This is a genomic window from Sulfurimonas sp. (assembly GCF_029027585.1).
GTDB lineage: Bacteria > Campylobacterota > Campylobacteria > Campylobacterales > Sulfurimonadaceae > Sulfurimonas.
The window spans coordinates 2436597-2458729 of record NZ_CP093397.1; the positions used below are offsets into that span (position 1 = coordinate 2436597).

The 22133-nt window shown below is 33.0% G+C and carries 23 protein-coding genes; 6 read left to right on the forward strand and 17 right to left on the reverse strand.

What is annotated here, in order from left to right:
* Genes MOV50_RS12600 through folD form a run of 10 tightly spaced genes read right to left on the reverse strand, consistent with a single transcriptional unit; the run spans position 1 to position 8374 of the window.
* The gene (locus MOV50_RS12600) at positions 1-876 is read right to left on the reverse strand and encodes a delta-class carbonic anhydrase (protein WP_321778249.1); all 876 of its coding nucleotides are present in this window, start codon (positions 874-876) and stop codon (positions 1-3) included.
* 46 nt (positions 877-922) lie between these two features.
* Complete coding sequence (gene ychF, locus MOV50_RS12605) at positions 923-2023, reverse strand: redox-regulated ATPase YchF (RefSeq protein ID WP_321778250.1); 1101 nt, start codon at positions 2021-2023, stop codon at positions 923-925.
* A gap of 56 nt (positions 2024-2079) precedes the next feature.
* Positions 2080-3492: a leucyl aminopeptidase gene (locus tag MOV50_RS12610; RefSeq protein WP_321778251.1), complete on the reverse strand. Its 1413-nt coding sequence runs from the start codon at positions 3490-3492 to the stop codon at positions 2080-2082.
* Positions 3493-3506: 14 nt separating this feature from the next.
* The gene (gene trpB / locus MOV50_RS12615) at positions 3507-4706 is read right to left on the reverse strand and encodes a tryptophan synthase subunit beta (protein WP_321778252.1); all 1200 of its coding nucleotides are present in this window, start codon (positions 4704-4706) and stop codon (positions 3507-3509) included.
* The gene (locus MOV50_RS12620) at positions 4706-5254 is read right to left on the reverse strand and encodes an adenine phosphoribosyltransferase (RefSeq protein WP_321778253.1); all 549 of its coding nucleotides are present in this window, start codon (positions 5252-5254) and stop codon (positions 4706-4708) included. Before MOV50_RS12620 ends, trpB begins: the two co-directional genes overlap by 1 nt.
* Before the next feature lie 11 nt (positions 5255-5265).
* Positions 5266-5598 carry a hypothetical protein gene (locus MOV50_RS12625; RefSeq protein ID WP_321778254.1) on the reverse strand — a complete coding sequence of 111 codons (333 nt, stop codon included), beginning with the start codon at positions 5596-5598 and terminating at the stop codon, positions 5266-5268.
* A complete protein-coding gene (rpiB, locus tag MOV50_RS12630) occupies positions 5598-6038 on the reverse strand; it encodes a ribose 5-phosphate isomerase B (protein ID WP_321778255.1) in 441 nt (146 codons plus the stop codon). Before rpiB ends, MOV50_RS12625 begins: the two co-directional genes overlap by 1 nt.
* Before the next feature lie 10 nt (positions 6039-6048).
* A complete protein-coding gene (locus MOV50_RS12635; RefSeq protein ID WP_321778256.1) occupies positions 6049-6720 on the reverse strand; it encodes a site-2 protease family protein in 672 nt (223 codons plus the stop codon).
* The gene (gene lepB, locus MOV50_RS12640) at positions 6707-7516 is read right to left on the reverse strand and encodes a signal peptidase I (protein WP_321778257.1); all 810 of its coding nucleotides are present in this window, start codon (positions 7514-7516) and stop codon (positions 6707-6709) included. The genes MOV50_RS12635 and lepB overlap by 14 nt, the downstream gene beginning before the upstream one ends.
* The gene (gene folD / locus MOV50_RS12645; RefSeq protein WP_321778258.1) at positions 7517-8374 is read right to left on the reverse strand and encodes a bifunctional methylenetetrahydrofolate dehydrogenase/methenyltetrahydrofolate cyclohydrolase FolD; all 858 of its coding nucleotides are present in this window, start codon (positions 8372-8374) and stop codon (positions 7517-7519) included.
* A 58-nt stretch (positions 8375-8432) separates the two neighbouring features.
* On the opposite strand from folD, the gene MOV50_RS12650 reads away from it, so the two are divergent.
* Positions 8433-8777 (forward strand): c-type cytochrome, encoded by a 345-nt coding sequence (locus MOV50_RS12650; RefSeq protein ID WP_321778259.1) that lies wholly within the window; start codon positions 8433-8435, stop codon positions 8775-8777.
* Positions 8767-9495, forward strand: coding sequence for a CoA ester lyase (locus tag MOV50_RS12655; RefSeq protein ID WP_321778260.1), 729 nt, complete (start codon positions 8767-8769; stop codon positions 9493-9495). Before MOV50_RS12650 ends, MOV50_RS12655 begins: the two co-directional genes overlap by 11 nt.
* Before the next feature lies 1 nt (position 9496).
* Here MOV50_RS12655 and MOV50_RS12660 read toward each other — a convergent pair whose 3' ends face one another.
* Genes MOV50_RS12660 through MOV50_RS12680 form a run of 5 tightly spaced genes read right to left on the reverse strand, consistent with a single transcriptional unit; the run spans position 9497 to position 16334 of the window.
* Positions 9497-10783: a TolC family protein gene (locus MOV50_RS12660; protein WP_321778261.1), complete on the reverse strand. Its 1287-nt coding sequence runs from the start codon at positions 10781-10783 to the stop codon at positions 9497-9499.
* Complete coding sequence (locus tag MOV50_RS12665) at positions 10784-13930, reverse strand: efflux RND transporter permease subunit (RefSeq protein WP_321778262.1); 3147 nt, start codon at positions 13928-13930, stop codon at positions 10784-10786.
* 4 nt (positions 13931-13934) lie between these two features.
* Positions 13935-15101: an efflux RND transporter periplasmic adaptor subunit gene (locus MOV50_RS12670; RefSeq protein ID WP_321778263.1), complete on the reverse strand. Its 1167-nt coding sequence runs from the start codon at positions 15099-15101 to the stop codon at positions 13935-13937.
* A 40-nt stretch (positions 15102-15141) separates the two neighbouring features.
* On the reverse strand, positions 15142-15450 hold the full coding sequence (locus tag MOV50_RS12675) for a DMT family transporter (RefSeq protein WP_321778264.1): 309 nt from the start codon (positions 15448-15450) through the stop codon (positions 15142-15144).
* An 11-nt stretch (positions 15451-15461) separates the two neighbouring features.
* Positions 15462-16334 carry a hypothetical protein gene (locus tag MOV50_RS12680; RefSeq protein WP_321778265.1) on the reverse strand — a complete coding sequence of 291 codons (873 nt, stop codon included), beginning with the start codon at positions 16332-16334 and terminating at the stop codon, positions 15462-15464.
* A gap of 54 nt (positions 16335-16388) precedes the next feature.
* Here MOV50_RS12680 and hemL point away from each other — a divergent pair, with 54 nt between their 5' ends.
* From hemL to MOV50_RS12695, 3 genes are read left to right on the forward strand one after another with little or no spacing between them, the layout of a single operon-like run.
* A complete protein-coding gene (gene hemL, locus MOV50_RS12685) occupies positions 16389-17681 on the forward strand; it encodes a glutamate-1-semialdehyde 2,1-aminomutase (RefSeq protein WP_321778266.1) in 1293 nt (430 codons plus the stop codon).
* A complete protein-coding gene (locus MOV50_RS12690; protein ID WP_321778267.1) occupies positions 17674-18069 on the forward strand; it encodes an AtpZ/AtpI family protein in 396 nt (131 codons plus the stop codon). Before hemL ends, MOV50_RS12690 begins: the two co-directional genes overlap by 8 nt.
* Positions 18053-18610, forward strand: a complete 558-nt coding sequence (locus tag MOV50_RS12695) for a hypothetical protein (protein ID WP_321778268.1) — start codon at positions 18053-18055, stop codon at positions 18608-18610. The genes MOV50_RS12690 and MOV50_RS12695 overlap by 17 nt, the downstream gene beginning before the upstream one ends.
* On the opposite strand, the gene MOV50_RS12700 is transcribed toward MOV50_RS12695, so the two are convergent.
* Both MOV50_RS12700 and rpoD read right to left on the reverse strand, forming a co-directional pair.
* Positions 18594-19277: a hypothetical protein gene (locus tag MOV50_RS12700; protein ID WP_321778269.1), complete on the reverse strand. Its 684-nt coding sequence runs from the start codon at positions 19275-19277 to the stop codon at positions 18594-18596. The genes MOV50_RS12695 and MOV50_RS12700 overlap by 17 nt on opposite strands.
* A 5-nt stretch (positions 19278-19282) precedes the next feature.
* Entirely contained in the window at positions 19283-21139 is a 1857-nt protein-coding gene (gene rpoD, locus MOV50_RS12705; RefSeq protein ID WP_321778270.1) for an RNA polymerase sigma factor RpoD, read from the reverse strand.
* Positions 21140-21292: 153 nt separating this feature from the next.
* Between rpoD and MOV50_RS12710 the strand changes: the two genes are divergently transcribed.
* Positions 21293-22114 (forward strand): flagellar hook-basal body protein, encoded by an 822-nt coding sequence (locus MOV50_RS12710; RefSeq protein ID WP_321778271.1) that lies wholly within the window; start codon positions 21293-21295, stop codon positions 22112-22114.
* Positions 22115-22133 lie beyond the last annotated feature (19 nt).

The window sequence follows — 22133 nt, forward strand, 5'->3', positions numbered from 1 at the left end:
TTATTTACTGATTTTTGAAAGTAAATCAGGGTTTATAACAAGATTTCGTACACCATGTGCATGGTTTTCATTAAAAGTATTACCTTTACACCAATCATTTAGAGAATCTATGTTAACCTTTGCTACTTTAGGACGAACACTCCATGTAACTTGAAATGGAGATCCTTTCTCATTATAAGAAGGACCAGTGGTTGACCCAGCATATTGAATAGGAGTACCTGTATTTGATGGTATATTTGTAGCTTGATGCAGACCATTAACTACTTCATGTTTAGTTAAGTTATTAAAATTAAGAGCATTTTTATCATTAACAAGAACATAAACTTGAGTTTCTACGCGTAATTGAGGGTTTTTAATTGAGTCACTTAAGCATGAGCCTAATGTTGGACCAGGTTTTACTTTTGCAGTTGAGTACACATAGTGAACTTCAATAGTGTCGCCAGAGCTAAGCCCACCATGCTTACTTTGACAAGCTTCATGTTTAGTTGGTTTTAGTTCAGATTTACTTAGTTTAAATGAATATTTATATCCACTTTGGTAACCGTGACCATCTCCATTACCTGCATAAAGAGTAAATTCTCCACCTTTATGCTCTGCATTTTTATGAAAATGAATATTACATAAATTCATTTTTTTATAAGTAGGTGCTGAGCCGAATGCTCTTTCATTTTTACCCGTAAGTGCATCTATATCGCGAGGTGATTGTGGTCCAAAGCCTACATTTTTAGTATTTTTTGCTAGTGAAGTTCGTTGTGAAACAATTACACTATCTGTAACAGTATTATGAACACCATGATTCATATCTTTGGCGCTTAGGCTAAATGGCACCATAGCAGCTATGGCGCATAACATTAAAGGGTTTATTCGTTTTTTCATTCTATTTCTCCTATTTTGATAGGAAGAAGTATATCAGAATTAACTGTTAATTATTAAACCTAAAGTGCATAACATCACCATCATTAACGATATATTCTTTTCCTTCTAATCTCATCTTGCCAGCTTCTTTAGCTTTATTTTCACCACCAAGTTCTACAAAATCATTATAAGCAATAACTTCTGCACGGATAAAACCTTTTTCAAAGTCATTATGTATAACTGCTGCGGCTTTTGGTGCTGTTGTGTTTTTACGAATTGTCCAAGCACGAACTTCTTTTACGCCGGCGGTAAAGTAAGACATTAGACCAAGTTTATCAAAGCCTTTATGGATTATTTGTTCAAGCCCAGACTCTTTAACGCCTAATTCATCTAAAAATTCTTTTGCTTCATCTTCTTCTAAATCAATTAGTTCTTCTTCAACTTTAGCACAAAGTTTTATGATTTCACAGTTGTTTTCATGGGCATGTTTAGTCAATACCTTAACATATTCACTATCTTCTAAGAGACCATTTTCATCAACATTAGCACCATACATAATCTCTTTATCTGTTAAAAATCTAACTTCATTATTGAGTAGTTTATATGTATCAGTATCAGCTTTAGGGAAGTTTCTAGCTAAGTTTCCATCAGCTAAAAACTCAACAAGAACTTCTGCCATTTCTAATGAAGTTTTCGCATCTTTGTCCGCTTTTGCTTGTTTTTTTAGTCTTTGTATCCTGTTTTGTAAAACTTCCACATCAGCTAAGATTAGTTCAGTTTCTATGATTTCTACATCTCTTAAAGGGTCTATACTTCCTTCATTATGAACGATATTTTCATCATCAAAACATCTTACTATCTGTAAGATAACTTCTGTTTCGCGAATGTTAGATAAAAACTTATTTCCTAAACCTTCACCTTTAGAAGCACCTTTTACTAAACCTGCAATATCTACAAAATCTAAAGTAGAGTATTGAAGTTTTTCAGGATTAACAATTTTTGCTAACTCAATTAATCTTTTGTCAGGAACAGGAACGACTGCCTTGTTTGGCTCGATTGTGCAAAACGGGTAGTTTGCCGCTTCTGCATTTTGTGCTTTTGTTAGTGCGTTGAAAGTTGTTGATTTACCTACATTTGGAAGTCCTACAAGACCTATACTTAAACCCATGATTAACCTTTAAAATAATTTTGTAATAATATCTAAATAATCTTTATTTACAGATATTATAAATTTCTCAGATATTCGCTCATTAAACGAACACCAGCCCCAGTTCCACCATAAACATTACAATCCCAAGAACTCTCGGTGTAAGCTGAACCTGCTATATCAAAATGCATCCATTTGTTTTTGTTTTCTTCTTTAATAAACTTATCTAAAAATAGACCTGCTGTTATTGCCCCACCATAAGGTTTTGAAGATACATTCGATATATCCGCTATTTCACTTTTTAGAAGTTTTTTAAGATGTCTATTGAATGGAAGTGAGCCTATGAGCTCTCCAGATGCACTTCCTGCTTTTGAGAAGTCATGTTTTAGTTTATGAGAATGTCCCATAAGTCCTGTTGTGTATTGTCCAAGAGCTACCATACAAGCACCAGTAAGCGTTGCAAAGTCAAAAATACCATCGGCTTTAACATTATCTTGAGCATAAGTTAAAACATCTGCTAAAACTAAGCGACCTTCAGCATCTGTATTTCTAACTTCAATAGTAGTTCCACTGCGTGATACTAAAATATCATCAGGTTTATAAGCATTTCCACCAATCATATTTTCAACAGCACCAACAAAAGCGTGAATCTCAACATCTAGTTTTAATTCACTTGCCGCTTTTATCATTCCAAGTACCGCACAAGCACCTGCTTTATCCATTTTCATAGTTACCATAGAAGTTGCGGATTTTAGGCTTAGCCCACCACTATCATATGTCAAACCTTTTCCAACAAGAGAGATGATTTTTTTAGGGTTGGCTGGTTTGTATGTTAGATGAATGAGTTGACTTTCATGGATAGATGCTCGACCAACTGCAAGCATTGAATGCATATTTTCTTCTTTAAGTCTATCTTCGCCAAATATTTCACATTCTAAGTTATTATCACTTGCTAGTTTACTAGCTAAAATAGCTAAAGTTTCAGGGTTTAATTCTTGAGGAGCGGTATTTACAATATCACGAGTAAAACAAGTTGCTTTAGAGATTATAACTGCTTCATCAAAAGTCTTTTTGAGTTCATCAAAATCAAGTTCATTTGTTGCAAGTGAAATATTTTTTAGACTTATTTCTTTTACAGAAGATTTATAATTGTTAAATTCATAAGAACCTAAAATAATGCCTTCAACCATTGCTTGAAGCGTACTGTTTTTTAATACACTAAGTTTAGCATCTGTGTAGTTTGAAGCTTTAAGAGCCTTTATCATGCTTACAGTAGCGCTTCTTACGGCATCACTTTTTTTACTCTCTATACCACAAAATAAAATCCCTTTTTCATGTAAAAAACAGATAGAATCTTGTTCTGCTTTGAATCCTGCTTTATTTAATATGTCAGCATCTAGATGCCCCTCTAAGTTTTGGCTTGTTAAAAACTCTACTAATATTTCTGTTTTTATATCTGTTATATTTTTATTTAATAGTTCTATATTCATTATTTTTTAACCTTTTAATCAAAATGTAGTATATCTTTAGCTTGAATCATATCTTTGTCCCCTCGACCTGAAAGGTTTACTATAATGAGTTTATCTTTTATATTTGGTAGTTTTTTAAGATATGCAACTGCATGAGAACTTTCAAAAGCGGGGATAATTCCCTCTTTTTGTGAAAGCCAAACAAATGAGTCTAGTGCTTCTTGGTCTGTTATGTTGTCATAAGTTATAGTTTTATTGTCATTATGAAAAGAGTGTTCTGGTCCGATGCCAGGGTAATCAAGTCCTGCTGAAATAGAATGAGCCTCAAGTATTTGCCCATCTTCATCTTGAAGTGTATAACTCATCTGCCCATGTAAAACTCCAGGGCGACCTTTTTTCAAAGAACATCCATGTTTATTAGTTTCTATTCCTAGTCCACCAGCTTCAATGCCAATACACTCAACCCCATCATCTTCTAAAAAATGTTGAAACATACCAATAGCGTTTGAACCACCACCAATACAAGCAATAACATAATCAGGAAGTCTATTTTCTTTTTCAAGAATCTGTGCTCTTGCTTCATAACCAATAATAGCTTGAAAATCTCTAACCATCATAGGGTAAGGGTGCGGACCAGCAACAGTTCCAATAATGTAAAAAGTATCTCTAGCATTTGTAACCCAGTGGCGAATAGCATCATTCATCGCATCTTTTAGAGTTTTTGAACCACTCTCAACCGCATTTACTTTAGCACCAAGCAATTTCATACGAAAAACATTTAACTCTTGCCTGTGAACATCCTTTGCACCCATAAACACTTCACACTCTAAACCAAGTAAAGCACAGATAGTAGCAGTTGCAACGCCATGTTGTCCAGCACCTGTTTCAGCTATGACTTTTTTATATCCAAGTCTTTTTGCCATTAAACCTTGAGCTATAACATTATTAATTTTATGCGCACCTGTATGGTTTAAATCTTCTCTTTTTAAGTAGATTTTAGCGCCAAGTTCATCAGATATGTTTTTTGCATAGTATAAAGGGGAGGGACGACCTACATAATCTTTCAGATAGTAGTGAACTTCAGACCAAAATTCTTTGTCAAATCTTATTTTTTCATATTCATCTTTTAGTTCTAAAAGTGCTGGCATAAGTGTTTCAGGAACATAACGCCCTCCAAAAATTCCAAAGTGACCATTTTCATCTGGGTCGTATTTTGACGCAGTTGGTATGTACATTAATTAACCTCTATTAAAGAATAAACAGGAGTTTTTTCTTCAAGTGTTTTAATGCCCTTTAAAAAAGTTAAACCGATTATGAAACAAGACTCTATACATTTTGCACCAGTTTGGTTTATAAGTGTTGCTGCTGCATTTGCAGTTCCACCAGTTGCAATGAGATCATCTATCATAAGAACTCTTGCGTTTTGAACACCGCTAAAAGCATCTATATGAACTTCAATCTCATCGATGCCATACTCAAGAGCATATTTTTCACTATAAGTTGTATATGGAAGTTTACCTTTTTTGCGAATAGGTACAAAACCGAGTCCAAGCATCTGTGCTAAAGCCGCACCAAATATAAAACCTCTAGCATCTATACCTGCTATGTAGTCTAAGTTATACTCTTTATATCTTTGGTAAAGATGATTCATTAAAACGCCATAAGCTTCTTTATTATTAAGAAGAGTTGTTATATCTTTAAAAACTATTCCTTCTTTTGGAAAATCTTTTATATTTCTTATAGAGTCTTCTATTATTCTTCTTTCTGTATTGCTTAATGTCATCTTATTGTCCTTTATAGTAGAGCGTCTATACGACTCTCAAGTGCTTTTATTTTTCCGTTTAATCTATCTGTTTCTTGTCTATGTTTAGTGTTTCTTTGTTTTAAAACTTTAAGTTCATTTCTTAGTTTACTTAACTCATCACTTAAAATATCAACATTTCCTAAAGCGCGTTGTAGCTGTATTTGGTATTTTCTTATGAGGATTTCAGCCTCTTGAAGTGTTAGCTTCATTAAGTCATTACCTCTTTGTTCTTTATTTGTAATGCTTTTAAAGTAAAACATTTTAACAAATAAATAAATTGACAATATAGATAAAAGTGTTAAAAGTGACCATTCCCAAAACATTATTGTTTGTCTCCGATTTCTATTTTGGCTACGCGACCGATATGTCTTCCACCATCAAAACTTCCACCTATCCATGCATCTAAGATAGACTCCATTACACCTTTTCCAACTATTCGTTCGCCAAAACACAAAACATTAGCGTCATTATGTCCTCTTGCAACTGTTGCAGTATAAGCATCGTGACAAAGTGCTGCTCTTATGCCTTGGTGTCTATTTGCTGCCATACTCATTCCGATTCCAGAGCCACAGATTAAGATGCCTTGAGTTCTCTCATCATCTAAAACTTCCTCGCAAAGTTTATGCGCATAATCAGGATAATCAACTCTATCTGTTGAGCATGGACCCAAATCTATGACTTCATGCCCCTTTTGTTTTAAAAGTTCCACTGTATAGTCTTTTAAGTCGACTCCAGCGTGGTCTGTTGCTACAAAAAATTTCATTTTTCTTCCTTTATGATATTAGTAGATTCAATATTGTTTGTACAGGCAGTAACAATAGATAATCTTTTAGTGGCGTCATTAAAAGAATAAGAACCATAAAAATTCCATATCTTTCATTTTTGTAAAAAAACTCTGCTACAGTGTTTACTTTGTACTTTAGCGATAGATGCATTAAAAAATGTGCTCCATCAAACTGAGGGATAGGAATAAGGTTAAATACTCCTAAAACAACATTTATAATTAGCAGTTGTGTAACAAAAAGATATGCAAAAAGATAAGCATCTAGGCTTGTTGGTTTACCCATAGAAACTAAAACTATAGATGCTAAAGCAGCTAATGTAAAGTTGTAAACTATACCAGCTAAATCAACTTGCATTGCAGCGTTATATCCACCTCTTCTTATGACAGTAGCTGTATTTATAGGTACAGGTTTTGCCCAACCAAACAAAAATCCACTATCTCCACCAAGAAGCATAGGTATAAAGTACATAGATGCTGGAACCAAGATAGTACCAACTAAATCAACATGAGTGAGTGGGTTTATAGATAATCTTCCAGCGTTTTTGGCTGTTGTATCGCCATACATGTAAGCTACCAATCCATGCATGATTTCATGCCCGATAATAGCCACTCCAAGAGCTAAAACTGCTGCTAATATTTTTAGTAAATCAATAGATTCCATGGTCATCTTTATCTAGTTTAAGTCTTTCTTTTATTGCAAGGTCTAGATGCCTCGGTTCTTCAAGATCGCTTGGAGTTTTACCTATTCTGTCCCATCTTATTTCCCAGTTCTCATCTACTGAGAAGTAAATAAACCAAGGTGTTCCTTCAATATTTTCATAAGGAACTGGACCCCAAAAACGGCTGTCATTTGAATGATCGCGATTATCACCCATCATAAAATAAGTGTCTTTTTGAACTGTTGTTGGTGGAAAATAAAAAAGTTGCATAGGGTATCTACCATTATTTATGATTTTTTCATCATTGTGAATCCCTGGATGCGCTTTTTTGTAAGGATTTTTAACCCAAAGTTTTCCAGAAAAAACTATAATTTCAAAATCTTTAAAATTCTCTTTTATCCACTCATCACCTTCACTATGATGTACAAAAAGATTTTTTTCTGAAACAAAAAGTTCATCACCGGGAAGAGCTACGCATCTTTTAACAAAGTGCTGCTTAGTATTGTGAGGATATCTAAATATAACTATATCTCCACGCTTAGGAGTATCTCCATCTATTAGACGAAGTCTATCACTCCAAGGCATGATGGACATCTCAATAAAAGGAATATGAGGCATAGCTAAGCCATAAGCAAATTTTTTAGCAAAAAGATGGTCACCTATTAAAAGAGAGTCTTTCATACTTCCTGATGGAATTCTAAAGGCTTGAGCTATAAAAAATATGATAAAAAGAACTATGGTTACAGTTCCAGTCCAAGAGTTTGAAAATTTATAAATTTTTAGTAAAAGTTCTTTCATTTATACTCTTTCTTTTGCGTGAGCTTTTGCAGCTTTTAGTGTGTTTCTTAGAAGCATTGCTATTGTCATTGGACCAACTCCACCGGGAACGGGAGTTATATATGAGCATTTTTCACTAACATTAGCAAAATCAACATCACCAACAAGTTTACCATTGTCTGCTCTGTTTATGCCAATATCTATAACAATAGCATCTGACTTTATCATATCTTCCGTTATAAGGTTAATAACACCAACTCCTACTAGTAATATATCAGCATCTAGGGTATGCTTTTTTAAGTTATCAGTATGAATATGACAAATTTCAACAGTTGCATCTGCATTTAAAAGTAGAGAAGCCATAGGTTTTCCTACGATATTTGAAGCACCAACAACTACACAGTTTTTACCCTTTATATCGATATTGTATTCTTTAAAAAGTTCCATAACACCAAGTGGAGTACAAGGCACGAAACCATCAAGTCCTGTTGTTAATCTACCAACATTAAAAGGATGAAAACCATCTACATCTTTGCTTGGAGCTACTAATTCTAAAATCTTTGTTTCATCTATTTGTGATGGAAGGGGAAGTTGAATAAGAATACCATCTATGCTTGGGTTGTCATTCATCATTGATATTGTATTTTCAATGGTTTCTTGAGAAATATCTTCTGGCATCTCGTGTGTGACAGAGTAAAAGCCTACTCTATCGCAAGCCTTTTTTTTCATATTTACATAAGCTGCACTTGCTGGATCTTGTCCAACTAAAACTACTGCTAAACCAGGTACGCTATTTGTTGCTTTTTTAAAGTTTTTTACTTCATCTGCTACTATTATTTCTATCTTTTTTGAAAGTGTTTTACCATCGAGAAGTTGCATTTAAACCTCTTAAATTATTTTTTTGTTATTATACCACTATATATTAAAGGATCGCTTTATGAAATATTTATTGCTTTTTATTTTTCCGATTTTTCTCTTTGGAGAAACTACTTTTATAACTCCTATGGAGTATGCTTCACAGTTATATAAAAACCCAAGAGGCATAGGCTGTCATCTTTGTCATGGAGCTAAAGGTGAAGGTAAACTAATTGCAAAATATATAGATAAAAATGAATCAAAAACTTTTATGGGACCTGCAATAAATGAACTTGATTTCGCACTCTTTTATAAAGCTTTAAATAAACGAAAAAATGGAATGCCAAGATACTTTTTGACAAAAAAAGAACTTCAGGCACTTTACTTATATTTACAAGAAAATAAAGGCAAAAAAAATGCTAAATAACTTAGAAGAACTTTATAATAGCAAAGATATAGAAGCCCTTGATAAATTAGCTATACCTTCGTTTAGAGTTTTGAACACTTCGAGTAACTTTTCTAAAGTAAGAATACTAGATTGTAGTGATATACAACAATTAAACACTATAGATACTATAGATGCTCAGTGTATAATGCTAGACTTAACAAAGACACCAGCGGAAGAAAACAGACATTTTTCTTTAGTCCTTTGTGCCATATATCTAACTCAATATAAAGAGTATGAAAAAAAAATAATAGTAAAAGTAAATTCTTTAAATGATGGTGGATATGAAGAGATAACATACTTAAATCAGTTTATGCCAGATGCTATAGTTGTTTCAAATATCAATAATGATAAAGAAGTTAAAAATGTTTTAGCTTTGTTAAATGAGGATATAGAGTTGCATTTAAATATTCAAACCTCAGAGTCTTGGCATAATTTATCAACTCTTAGATGCGAGCTTAGAGTTAGCACTTTTTATCTTGATGTTGAAAATTTACTAGAAGATATGCAGTTGAGTAATTCTATAATAGACTTGCAAAATCCTACTATGAAGTATATGCTTTCTCATTTTTTAGTGACTTGTAAAGCAATGGGAATCAAACCTGTTTCTTTTCTTTGCAAGAACTCAAGCCAAGAAAATTCTTGGTTAGAGCTTGAAAAAAGTATGGGTTATGATGCTAAGTTAAGTAATGGAGTATAAGTTACTTTCCAATAGCGTTGTCTAAGGTAGCAATTGCAGCATAATAGTTGTAATAATCAACCACTAGAGATGATTTAGCATCTATGTAGCCTTGTCTTGCTTGTTGAAGCTCTATGTAGTCAGATAAGCCGTGTTCATATCTTTGTTGGGCTTGTCCAAATTTTTCTTTAGAAACTTCTAATAGACTTTGAGATAACTCTACTGAGTCTTTTGTTTTATGTATATTTATATAAGCTTGTGTAATATCTTTTTTGATAGATAGTTTAGAACTTTGAAGTTGTGATTTGGAAATACTTAGGTTGATTTGTTGTTCTTGAGTAAAAGCAGAGGTAGCTCCACCTTGATAGATGTTCCAGTCTAGGTTTAACATAGCATTCCATTGTTGCTCTGGCATTAAAACTTTTAATTTATCAACTTCTTGTTTTGTATAATCAGCATTAAAATATAACTGTGGATAGTACTCAGACGAAGCAATTTCGCCACTAGCTTTAGTTGATTGTATATTTGATAGATATTTTTTTAACTCATATCTATTTTTATATGCAAAATTTATGGAGTCAATAAGTGTTAAATCATAATCCGATAAAGACTCATAAATAGTTTCTAAAACTAACTCTTTAGAGTAAACTTTATATCTTTTATCTACTTCTTCAAAGCCTACAACTTCGTCAAGATCAGCATAGGAAAGTTTTAAGTCATAAAGACTTTTTTTCAAGTCTAGTTGAGATTTTATGAGTTCAACTTTTGCGTCTGAAACATCAATCTTTGTTCGTATCCCAGCTTCAAAATATTTTTTTGAACGGTAAAGTTGAATCTCATTTAGTTTTACATTTTCTTTGTTTACATTTATTAGTGCGATGGATTGTAAAACTTGATAATAAGTTGTTTTAACATCCATTTTCTTATCAGATATTTTTTGCTCATTTGCATTTAGATAAGAGTCCGAATCATATTTAAAACTATCTACACTACCGCCTGTCTTACCGAAATCATAAATGATTTGCTTTAGAGATAATTTTCCCAACATAAGAGTATCATCTATCATATTATTTGGGTTATTAGCCATGTCACTCATACTAGTTTGACCAGCATTTAGATGTAAATCAAGTTTAGGCAGATAACCTGAAAAAGCCTTGTCATATCTACTTTGTGAAGCTTTGTACTCTGAAGCACTTATATCTAAGTCAGGAGAGTTTTTCAATGCTTCCAAAATTAGCTTGTCAACACTGTATATCTCTTTAGCATCTATGCTTAAAGTTAGTAAAATTATTAGTATTAGTTTATACATTTATATAGATTCCCTTCTTTTTATTTCATCTTCAACGCTAACAAATTTCTCTCTCATAGTTTCAAGTAGGACATAAAGAACTGGTACAAAAAGAGTAGATATAAAAGTTGCAGCAATCATACCAAACATTAAAACTATACCGATAGATTGTTGGGTTATAGCTCCTGCTCCTGTTGCAAAAGCAAGAGGAAATATACCAAAAAGAAAAGAAAGAATAGTCATCATAATAGCACGAAAACGAAGACTTCCTGCATTTATGGCAGCTTCAATAATTCCTACTCCTGCTTCTCGTTGTTCTTTTGCAAACTCTACTATTAAAATGGCATTTTTAGCGGCCAGAGCTACGAGTAAGACAAGTCCAACCTGAGCAAATGTATTTAGTGGTAAACCTGACCAATGAAGTCCAGCAATAGCACCTGCCACAACCATAGGCACTGAAAGTAAAATCATAAGTGGCAGTATCCACGATTCATATTGAGCTGAAAGAACTAAGAAAACTACGAGAAGTACAAAAAACACTACATATATTTGTGCATTTCCAGCAAGGGTTTCTTGATAACTCATACCAGCCCATTCATAACCATACGATGGAGGGAGAATTCTTTTAGCAATTTCATCCATAGCGGTCATTGCATCTCCAGAACTATACCCAGGAGCGGCAGCCCCATTTATTTGTATACTTCTATACATATTGAAGTGAGTTAAATTTTGTGGACCTATCATCTCCTTAACTTCAAGTATGGCATCTAGAGGTATCATCTTATCTGCTCTATTTTTAACGAAGAGTTTACCTATGTCTTCTTTAGAACTTCTGTAGTTCTTATCTGCTTGAACAAAAACTCTAAAAACTTTACCAAATTTTGTAAAATCATTTACATAAATAGAACCCAAATAAGCTTGCATAGTTGTAAAAAGATCACTCATATTTACCCCAAGAGCATTTGCTTTTTCTCTATCTATTGTAATATCATACATAGGATAATTAGTAGCAAAAGTTGTGAAAGCATACGCAATTCTAGGGTCAGCAAATGCTTCTTTTATCATCTCATTTGCAAAATGCTCAAAAGTATTTAAATCACTAGATAGATAATCTTGAAGTCTAAAATCAAAGCCACCAACATTACCAACACCAGGAATACCAGGAAGATTAAATGCCGCTATATTAGCTTCACTTACAGTTGCTGTTTTTTGCCGAATTTGCCGAATGATACCAAAGGCACTATTTTGTTTTGTTGTTCTTTCTTTCCAATCTTTTAAAGAAACGAACATTGCTAGAGCTGAGCCATCTATTGAAGATGTAATAATATTATACCCTTCAATACTTACAATATTTTCTACACCGTCAATAGAATAGATGATATCTTCTACTTCTTTTCTTATTTTTGTTGTTTGTGCAATAGAAGTACCTGGTTTTCCATTAACAGATACCATCAACATACCTTTGTCCTCAGAAGGAACAAAACCTGTAGGTGTAATGGAAAAGAGATAGTACATAAGATAAAAAATTCCACCCATTACGAGTATCATAAAGTATCTAATTTTTATTAGCATAGTTATTGCTATCTTGTACTTGGCTGTAAGTGCCTTGAAAAATATATCAAATGCTCTAAATATGATAAACTTTTCCTCTCCTTTTTTACGCCTTTTGATAATAATAGAACTAATCGCCGGAGAAAGAGAAAGTGCATTTAAAGATGACACTAGAACTGCAAAGGCAATAGTTAGAGCAAATTGTTGATAAAGAGCACCAGTAATACCTGGTAGGAGAGAAACAGGGATAAAAACAGCCACTAAAACGAGGGTGGTTGAGATAATCGGTCCAATGAGTTCTATCATAGCCTTTTTTACAACCTGAGCCATTGTCAATTCTGGTTCTCTATACATGATAACTTCAACATTCTCAACAACAAGAATAGCATCATCAACAACAATACCGATGGCTAAAATAAGTCCAAAAAGTGTTAAGAAGTTGATACTAAATCCACCTGCAATTTGCATTGCAGCAAAAGCACCAACAAGTGAAACAGGAATAGTTGCTGCAGCAATAACAGTAGGTCGCCATGAGCCCAAAAATATAAAGATAATTAGAATAACAAGAGCTATAGCCATAAAAAGATTGTTTACAACATTATTGATAGCCACTTTAACATATTTTGTCGTATCGTAAGGAACTGCATATGTTATGCCATCTGGAAAACGGCTTTGAAGTTTTTGCATTGTTTCTTCAACTTTTTCTCTAATTTCAAGAGCATTTGCTTCTCCAAGTTGATATACTCCGATAAGTCCAGCTGGTTTTTTTGCACTTATAGCATTCCAATCATAAAATTCGCTTCCAAGTTCTACTCTTGAAACATCACTTAAATAGACAAGTGAGCCATCTTTTTTATATTTAAGTACAATTTTTTCAAATTCTTTAACATCTGTTAACCTACCTTTTGTAGAGAGAATAAACTCCTGTTTTTGGTCATCAAAAGTAGGTGTTCCACCAATTTTACCAATAGAAGCTTGTTTATTTTGGCTTTTAACAGCAGATATTACTTCCATTGGGGTCATATTTAAAGCTTTTAGTTTATCGGGGTTTAGCCAGATACGAATAGAGTATTTTTTCTCACCCATATTTTCAGCTTTACCAACACCAGGAATTCTTTTAATCTCATCAAGTATATTAATGTTCACAAAGTTTGAAAGGAAACTTCCATCATATCTATCATCTCCACTTATCGCAATTAGACAAACAATAGAAGGAGATTTTTTATCTACTATAACTCCTTGTGCTGTTACTTCTGTAGGAAGAGAAGCTGTAGCCGTAGAAACTTTATTTTGAATATCAACTGCTCCAATATCAATATCGTAACCAGGTTCAAAATAAACATTTATACTAGAACTACCATTTGCAGCCGATGAAGACTCCATATAAATAACACCCTTGATGCCATTGAGTTTATCTTCTAAAACACGAGTAACAGTATCTTCAACAACAAAAGCATTGGCACCAGTATATGTAGCACTTACATTTACAGTAGGAGGGGCAACATCAGGATATTCTGATATAGGAAGAACAAGCATTGAAACAAGTCCGCCAGTCATTATGATGAGCGAAATTACTATCGCAAGTATAGGTCTTTTTATAAAAGTTACAGAAAACATTTATTTAGTTACCTTTTGGAATAAGGTTATTCTTTTGTAAAACTGATTTTATCCCTTGGGTTGAACTAACATCAGTTATTTTTATCTTACGACCACTTTTTAGCTTAACAAGCGCAGAAACTATAACTTTATCACCATCTTTAAGACCACTATGAACGCTTACATAGTATTTACTTGAATAATCAGTAGTTATATCAACTCTTTTAATAGTTGAGTTTTTATCTGCAATATAAACATAACTTCCAAGTTGATCATTAAAAATAACTTCTGGTGGAATCATAAGGAATTTGTATTTATTATTTATGAACATATTTATATAAACAAAAGTACCAGGTAAAACTTTTCCTTTTGTATTTTTAATTGTTGCACGCATTGTTATAGTAGAAGTTAAAGGATCGACTATATTATTTGAAAAATCTATATACCCGTTAAGCCTACTTTGCTCTACACTTCCAGCAACTTCAATAAAAGCATCTGGTTTATCTTTGTTCCTGTATTTTTGGAACATTTTTACATCTTTTTGTGAAGGAGAAAAATATGCATATATTGGATTAGTGTTCACTATAGTTGTCAGAAGAGTTGACTCTCCTTGACCAACAAGATTCCCAATATCTACGCGTCTTGCACTAGCATATCCGCTGATTGGTGCAGTTATGATTGTATAACTAAGTTCTATTTTTGCTCTATTTATTTGAGCAAGATCACCAGCAATAGCTGCTCTAAGACCAGCTTGCTGAGCTTGGTATTGTTCTAGGGTAGCACGAGGAGCCAGCCCTTCATCAACTAAAGGTTGGTATCTATTAACATCAGCTGTAGCAAGCGCTAAAGATGCTTCATCTTGTCTTTTCTTTGCTTTTGCTGCATTTAGAGATGCTATGTATTCACTCTGTTGGATTTTAAAAAGTTTTTGACCTTTTTTAACTGCTTGTCCATCTTTGAAGTATATTTTTTCAAGTATTCCAGCTACTCTTACTCTTACATCTTGGTCACTACTTGCTTTTGTCATTCCTGTATATTGTTTCCATATGGGAACAGCTTCTTTTTTTACAGTTATCGTATTTACCGCAAGTGCTGGCATCTCTTTTTTTGCTACAACTTGTTTTTCATCAGAACAAGCCGTGAAAAAAACAAGTGATGAAATCAGAAGAGTAGATAAAATTTTAATGTGCATGTAATCGCCTTATATTTTTTTAAATTATAGCTAAAAGCTCTTAAGTTTTTTTTGTTGAAACAATTTTAAGTCCAACTATTCCAACAACGATAAGACTAATAAAAAAGATTCTTGGAATACTAGCTGTTTCTCCAAAAAGTAAAATACCCAGAACAAAAGTTCCAACGGCACCGATGCCTGTCCAAATAGAATAAGCAGTTCCCATAGGAATACTTCTTTGAGCAATAAGTAAAAGTGCTCCACTTATAAAAATACTAAATCCTGCATCTGTAACACCGAGTTTTAAACCAACTGGCCAACCCCATTCTAATATTCCAGCTATGATTAAATATATCCATGCTAAACTCAAATTTAATTCTTCTAATATCTTGCTAAATTATAATATACAACATATCTAATCAATGTTTTTTCTTTTGGTCTAGGGTATCTGCTGTATGCGTAACTTATAGTTTCTCTTGTTGTATCATCAAGAACAAAGTATCCACTTTTTTCTAAAAATTTAAAATCGCTCATATCCCCATTTGGATGCAAATAGAATTCTATGACATTACTTCTGTTCACTCTAATATCTCTTGAAAGATTTACACCTGCTACACGAGTAAGAACTTGCTGGGTTATTCTTCTCATTATTTCTTGATTATCAATAATGTACTTTTGTTGTCCTTGACTTAGTTTGCCAAATTCTTCGCCATACAACTCTTTTACATTTTGACTAACACTACTGCCTCTGTATGTTTTAGTTTCTTTTTGAGTTTTTTCTTCGCTTGATTTGTCTTCATACATCCATGACATAGCATCTTTTGGTTTCTTTACCGGCTTTTTTTTGCTTACATTCTTATCTAGCAGTGGAATATATGGCTTTTTAGAAGGTATCGGTTCTACTTTGGGCTTTGGTTTAGGTTTGGGCTTTATAGGCTTGGGATTAGGATTTAACTTTGGTTTTTTAGGTTTAGCTTTTGGTTTTAGCTTAACAAGTGGTTCTTTTATTATTTTTTTAAGTTGAGAACCTTTTGGCATCGGAGGTGCTATCTCGGGTGGTTTAATTTTCTTTTTTGTCATGCCTGATTTTTTATCTGTTTTTGGCATCTCTTTTAGAGATATTTTTATCTTTTTTTCTTGTGTTTTTATAGGTTTTTTTATTTCATTTGCAAAATTACCAAGTAACCAAAATAAAAGTACAAGTAGCAAATGAATAAGTAGCGCTACAAATAGAGCAAAAGAAGATCTCTGCAAGTTATGCCTTTATTTTTTTGATATAATAACAAAAAAAATATTAAGGTCAAATATATGAGTACAGAATTATCATCAAAAGCATTTACACAAGCCCAAAAACTAATCCCAGGTGGAGTAAACTCTCCAGTAAGAGCATTTTCAAGTGTTGGTGGAACGCCACTTTTTATAAGTGAAGGAAATGGAGCTTACTTAACAGATGTAGATGGAAATAAATATGTTGATTTTGTACAAAGTTGGGGACCACTTATCTTTGGTCATAGAGATGAAGCGATAGAATCAGCTGTTATAGATGCTGTGAAACGAGGACTTAGTTTTGGTGCTCCAACTCAAGCAGAAACTGATTTAGCATCTCTGGTTGTTTCTATGTTTGATTCCATTGATAAGATAAGATTTGTAAGTAGTGGAACAGAGGCTGTGATGAGTGCAATTCGTCTAGCTCGTGGATTTACAGGTCGAGATGATATTGTTAAGTTTACGGGTTGTTATCATGGTCATAGCGATTGTCTTTTAGTGGAAGCTGGAAGTGGCGCTGTAACTTTTGGAAACCCATCTAGCCCAGGCGTTCCTGCTGATTTTACAAAACACACGCTGTTAGCTTCATATAATGACATTCAAAGTGTAAAAAAATGTTTTGAAGACTCTAAAGATATCGCTTGTATTATCATAGAGCCAATTGCAGGAAACATGGGTTTAGTTCCAGCAGATAAAGAGTTTTTAATAGAGTTGAGAAAGCTTTGTGATGAAAATGGAGCTTTGTTGATATTTGATGAAGTTATGAGTGGTTTTAGAGCATCCATAAATGGTGCTGAGTCTATTACAGGTACAAAGCCTGACATCGTTACTCTCGGTAAAGTTATTGGAGGGGGTATGCCTGTTGGTGCTTTTGGCGCAAGAGCAGAAATAATGGCTAAACTTTCTCCTGAGGGACCAGTATATCAAGCTGGAACTCTTAGTGGCAATCCAGTTGCAATGGCAGCAGGACTTGCAGCCTTAACTAAACTAAAGAAAAATGCACAAGTTTTAAATGTTTTAAATGCAAGAGCAACTCGTTTAGTTGAAGGAATGCAAGAAGAAGCTAAGGCTTGTGGCATAACTATGCAAGTAGATACAAGAGGAAGTATGTTTGGCTTTTTCTTTAATGAAAAGGAAGTTAAAAACTTCTCAGATGCTTGTAACTCAGATGCTAAACTTTTTGCATCTTTTCATTCACAGATGCTCAAAGAGGGCTTTTACTTTGCTTGTTCACTTTATGAAACAGGTTTTATCTCAACTGCTACTACTGATGAGATGATAGAAGATACTATTGAAGCAAGTGCAAAAGTTTTTAAGGCTATAAAAAATGGCTGATAAGGTGAATGGCGAAGCCAGAGAGAATGCCCTGGGGCAAAATATAGATAAGCAAACTAAAGACAACGAGTTAAGCCAAAAGCCAGAACGCAAACCAAGAATAAAACCAATAATTGAAGCAGCTGATAGCCTTTCTTTAGGTATCTCAATGGTAGTGGCAGTTGTTATGGGTGTTGGTATTGGCATACTTCTTAAAAATTTAACAGGTATAAGCTGGCTCTTTTGGATAGGAGTAGGAGTAGGAATTGGAGCTGCTATATTAAATGTTTATAAAGCTTACTCCAAACAACATAAAGTAATGTTAGACTTAGCGAAAGAACCACGATATGCGATAAAAAAACAACTTGATGAAGATGATGATGAGGATTACGGTGAAAAGAGTTATTAAACTTATTACTATATCTGAGATTATTATTTTAGCTACTAATTTTATATCTTTTAGTTTTTATATGAATGTGCAAATTGCATTTTTAAGTAGTTTATTTATTATTATTGGTTCTTCTTTTGCATATAGAAGATTAGTGAATACTCAAGTATCATCAGATATGGTAGAAGAAAAAAGAGATTTATTAGATGAGATAGAAGACCCTTACGAACTTTATGATGACAAGGTGAATGACGAAGTCAGAGAGGGTGCCCTGGGGTATGAACCAATAAATAATGCTCCAGCTGAAGAGTTAGACTTAAAAGCTATTGTAAAAGAAGAAAGAAAAAAGATTAAAACTTTAAGTATTGCAAGTATGAAGCAAGGTTTAAAAGGTGGTGCTTCACTCTTTAGGCTTGTACCTTATCTGTTTTTAGTTTTAGGATTTATCGCACTTAAAAATAATGAACTTTTAGATATTGCCGTCTATCTTCCTTCTCTACTTTTTGGCATAATTGTAGGCTCCATAAGCTCAAAAGAGATTTTTTCTAAGAAGTTATCATAGGTATATTTATAGTTATCTTTTTTTGTATATCAACATAAAAGTTAGTATTTGCTACTATAACTTCAAGCTCGTTGCTTTTTGTCTTATTGATATTATCTGCTTTTATCTCTACTGAAAATATACTATATTTCTTTTTATCAAACTTAATATGTTCACCCACTCTATAAAAGATTTTTGTACAGATAGTTTCATTTTCTTTAAAACAAAAATAGACTTTATTTAAAAGTTTTATAAAGCTGTTTGTGTCTATGATGATTTCTGGTATCGTTGGGTCAAAGTCTTTTAAATATTTTGTAGTTGAACTTATGGAGTTTGTCGAGATGCATAAATCTACTAGTGTGTAAATATTTGTCAATTCTCCACTAGGTTTTGGCTTATTGAGTTTAAATGATGGAACTTGATATAACTTGATACCTATTTCATTTTCATTTTCATAACCAATAGTTAATGCAAAAAATTTATATCTGCCAAATTCTAATTCTAAAAATGTTGTTTTAAAGCCAAAAGTTACATTGGCATAAGTAGTTGCAAGTTCAAAAAGTTCATGCGTAGATGCTGAACCTAAAAGAAATTGAGCTTCAGAGTTAAGAGATAAAACTTTACCTTTTGAGCTAAAAAGTACGAAAGGGTTATAATCGTACTCTAGCCATTGCTGCTCAAAGGTCATAATCTTTACTCTTCTATATAGCTTTTAAGTTTTCTACCAACTTTAGGGTGTTTTAGTTTTTTAATAGCACTTGATTCTATTTGACGAACGCGTTCACGAGTAACACTAAGTTCTTTTCCGATTTCTTCAAGTGTTCTATCGCTTTCATCGTCCATGATTCCAAAACGAAGTTTTATAACAGCTTTTTCTCTTTCATTTAACTGCTCTAGCACATTTTCTATTTGAGCTCTTAAGTCATCTTTTAGGATTGATTCTGCTGGAGATACTGAAGATTTATCTTCTATAAAGTCACCAAACCTACCATCTTCTTCGTTACCAATAGGTGCTTCAAGAGAGATAGGCTCTTTTGTGATTTTAATAACATTTTTAACTTTCTCAACAGACAAGCCAACTTCCTCAGCAATTTTATCTACATCAGGCTCTTTACCATGTTCTTGAAGGTGTTTACGCATGATTTTATTGATACGGTTAATAGTTTCAATCATATGAATTGGGATACGAATAGTTCTAGCTTGATCAGCAATAGCACGGCTAATTGCTTGACGAATCCACCAAGTTGCATAAGTTGAAAATTTATAACCTTTTTGATATTCAAACTTATCAACTGCTTTCATAAGTCCAATATTTCCTTCTTGAATAAGGTCAAGGAAAGGTAATCCACGGTTTGTATATCTTTTAGCGATAGAAACAACAAGTCTAAGATTTGATTTTGCCATTTTAGTTTTAGAAATTTCACTAATATTTTTTCCGCGTTTTATTTGCTCTAAAATATCTGAAAGTTTGTCGGGTTCCATATCAAAACTATTTTTACTTGCCTCTTTTGTTTGAACAAGTTTTTTAATTTCCATATATGTGCTAACCATCGTTGCTTCTGGAACCATTCCGGCAATATTTTCTTTATTAAGCTCTTGGATTTTATCTACCAATACTTTGTGATTAGCTTTTAGTGTCGCATTGAAAAGTGGTAGTTTATATTCTAGTCTTTTTAGCTCTTTATCAAAACCATCATCACTCTTAAGTGCTGTTTCCATAGCTTTAACAAGTTCATTGATAAGTTTAGATGTTGGTCCTAAATCTAGTAGTTTATTTTTTAAAACAGCTTTTTTAAATGTCATGCTAAGAAAATAATGAACAACATCTTGGGTAATCTCTATATCTACACCCTGAGGAGCTTTTTCAGATATTTTTAACCAGTCTTTTTTTGCTTTTTCTAATGCTTTAAAACAAAAAGTAACTTTTTCAACTCTATTTTTATCTTTTGCTGTTAAAACTTTCTTTTCATCTTCAGGAGAGGTTTCTGGTGCATCGACACCATCATCAGTATCTTCTTTTTCATCTTCAAAACTTTTGAAAAGCTCTTTTACTCTTCTTTCTCGATTGATTAAAGGTTCTCTGTAGTCCAAGATAAATTTTATTAAATAAGGAACAGAGCAGATAGCATCTATAATTATACTCTCTCCACCTTCTATTTTTTTACTTATTTCTATCTCTTCTTCTTTTGTTAAAAGAGGGATTTGTCCCATCTCACGAAGATACATACGAACAGGAGAGTCAGAGCGAGACCACTCTAATAGTTCATGTTCTTTGAGTATGTCAAACTTGTCAGACTCGTTATTTGCAAGCATTTTTCTTTGAGCATCTTGTCTTGCTTTTGCTTCTTTATCATTTAATTTTTTTGCATGTTCACTTGAAGTATAAAGACAAGTTTTATGCTTTGTCATTAAATTAAATATATTTTTTGCTTGTGAAGTAGTTGGTTGTTTTTCAAAAAGTTCTATCAAAGATTCGTAGGTTGCGCAATCTTTTGATTTTCGTTCGCTAAAAAATGAATCAATAGCTTTGTTTAGTTCTTTTGCTGTCATTATAAAAGAAGTCCTTAGTAAGTGTAGTATTTAAGTTATTTTAAAGAGTGGATTATACCGAAAACAGATTAAATGAGTCTTAAATTTCATATATTATTTTTTGGAACATAGTTTGCTAGAACATTAAAAAATATTGCTAAATAAAGGGATTTTATGCAAAGTGGATATTATAGCGCGGCAGCAGGAATGGTTACTCAGTTTAATCGTTTGGATACTATCGCCAATAATCTTGCTAATGTTAATACCGTTGGCTTCAAGGAAGATAATTTAATTGTAGGCGATTTTATGCGTATATATAAAGAAGCAAGAGATAAGTTACCTCATGATAATCATAGTGAAAATGGTGCAGCTTTTTTAAATAGAACAATAACAAAGGCGCCTCAGGTTGTAGATGCTTATACAAACCACTCTGTTGGTAATATGCAACTCACAGATAATCCAATGGATTTCGCGCTTTCAAGAGAAGGATTATTCTTTTTGGTAAAAACTCCTCAAGGTGTAAGACTTACAAGAGATGGTTCTTTTACTAAAAATGAAGATGGAGTACTTGTAACAAAACAGGGTCATGAAGTTTTACCTAGCGATTATTTTGAAGCAGGTGGAAATATCGAATTTAATGAAGATGAAAATATCATAGAAGTTGACAAAAATGGTCAACTATATAAAAACATTCCAAATAGTACAAATCTTGTTTTAGCATCTAAGCTTTTTATTGCAAATCCTGATAATGTTGCATTTTTGAAAAAAGAAGCAGATGGACTTTATCGATATGATGGGATGGATGACTTATTTAGCTTAGAAGAAACAGGGGCAGTTTTGCAAGGTTTTACTGAAAAGAGTAATGTAAATGCTGTAAAAATGATGACACAGATGATAGAAACAAATCGTTTAGTTGAAATGTACCAAAAAGCTATGAAAGTACAAATGGACGATATGAATAGCGATGCAATTAACAAAATAGCAAGAAAAGCGTAACTTTAGTCGCCTCAGTGGC

Excerpts from the sequence above, each read along its gene's own strand:
- folD (WP_321778258.1), bottom strand. The coding sequence starts at position 8,374 with ATGCAACTTCTCGATGGTAAAACACTTTCAAAAAAGATAGAAATAATA.
- MOV50_RS12660 (WP_321778261.1), bottom strand. The coding sequence starts at position 10,783 with ATGTATAAACTAATACTAATAATTTTACTAACTTTAAGCATAGATGCT.
- ychF (WP_321778250.1), bottom strand. The coding sequence starts at position 2,023 with ATGGGTTTAAGTATAGGTCTTGTAGGACTTCCAAATGTAGGTAAATCA.
- MOV50_RS12620 (WP_321778253.1), bottom strand. The coding sequence starts at position 5,254 with ATGACATTAAGCAATACAGAAAGAAGAATAATAGAAGACTCTATAAGA.
- MOV50_RS12625 (WP_321778254.1), bottom strand. The coding sequence starts at position 5,598 with ATGTTTTGGGAATGGTCACTTTTAACACTTTTATCTATATTGTCAATT.
- MOV50_RS12690 (WP_321778267.1), top strand. The coding sequence starts at position 17,674 with ATGGCTGATAAGGTGAATGGCGAAGCCAGAGAGAATGCCCTGGGGCAA.
- MOV50_RS12600 (WP_321778249.1), bottom strand. The coding sequence starts at position 876 with ATGAAAAAACGAATAAACCCTTTAATGTTATGCGCCATAGCTGCTATG.
- rpiB (WP_321778255.1), bottom strand. The coding sequence starts at position 6,038 with ATGAAATTTTTTGTAGCAACAGACCACGCTGGAGTCGACTTAAAAGAC.
- MOV50_RS12665 (WP_321778262.1), bottom strand. The coding sequence starts at position 13,930 with ATGTTTTCTGTAACTTTTATAAAAAGACCTATACTTGCGATAGTAATT.
- rpoD (WP_321778270.1), bottom strand. The coding sequence starts at position 21,139 with ATGACAGCAAAAGAACTAAACAAAGCTATTGATTCATTTTTTAGCGAA.
- MOV50_RS12610 (WP_321778251.1), bottom strand. The coding sequence starts at position 3,492 with ATGAATATAGAACTATTAAATAAAAATATAACAGATATAAAAACAGAA.
- hemL (WP_321778266.1), top strand. The coding sequence starts at position 16,389 with ATGAGTACAGAATTATCATCAAAAGCATTTACACAAGCCCAAAAACTA.
- MOV50_RS12710 (WP_321778271.1), top strand. The coding sequence starts at position 21,293 with ATGCAAAGTGGATATTATAGCGCGGCAGCAGGAATGGTTACTCAGTTT.
- MOV50_RS12670 (WP_321778263.1), bottom strand. The coding sequence starts at position 15,101 with ATGCACATTAAAATTTTATCTACTCTTCTGATTTCATCACTTGTTTTT.
- MOV50_RS12655 (WP_321778260.1), top strand. The coding sequence starts at position 8,767 with ATGCTAAATAACTTAGAAGAACTTTATAATAGCAAAGATATAGAAGCC.
- trpB (WP_321778252.1), bottom strand. The coding sequence starts at position 4,706 with ATGTACATACCAACTGCGTCAAAATACGACCCAGATGAAAATGGTCAC.
- lepB (WP_321778257.1), bottom strand. The coding sequence starts at position 7,516 with ATGAAAGAACTTTTACTAAAAATTTATAAATTTTCAAACTCTTGGACT.
- MOV50_RS12635 (WP_321778256.1), bottom strand. The coding sequence starts at position 6,720 with ATGGAATCTATTGATTTACTAAAAATATTAGCAGCAGTTTTAGCTCTT.
- MOV50_RS12700 (WP_321778269.1), bottom strand. The coding sequence starts at position 19,277 with ATGACCTTTGAGCAGCAATGGCTAGAGTACGATTATAACCCTTTCGTA.
- MOV50_RS12650 (WP_321778259.1), top strand. The coding sequence starts at position 8,433 with ATGAAATATTTATTGCTTTTTATTTTTCCGATTTTTCTCTTTGGAGAA.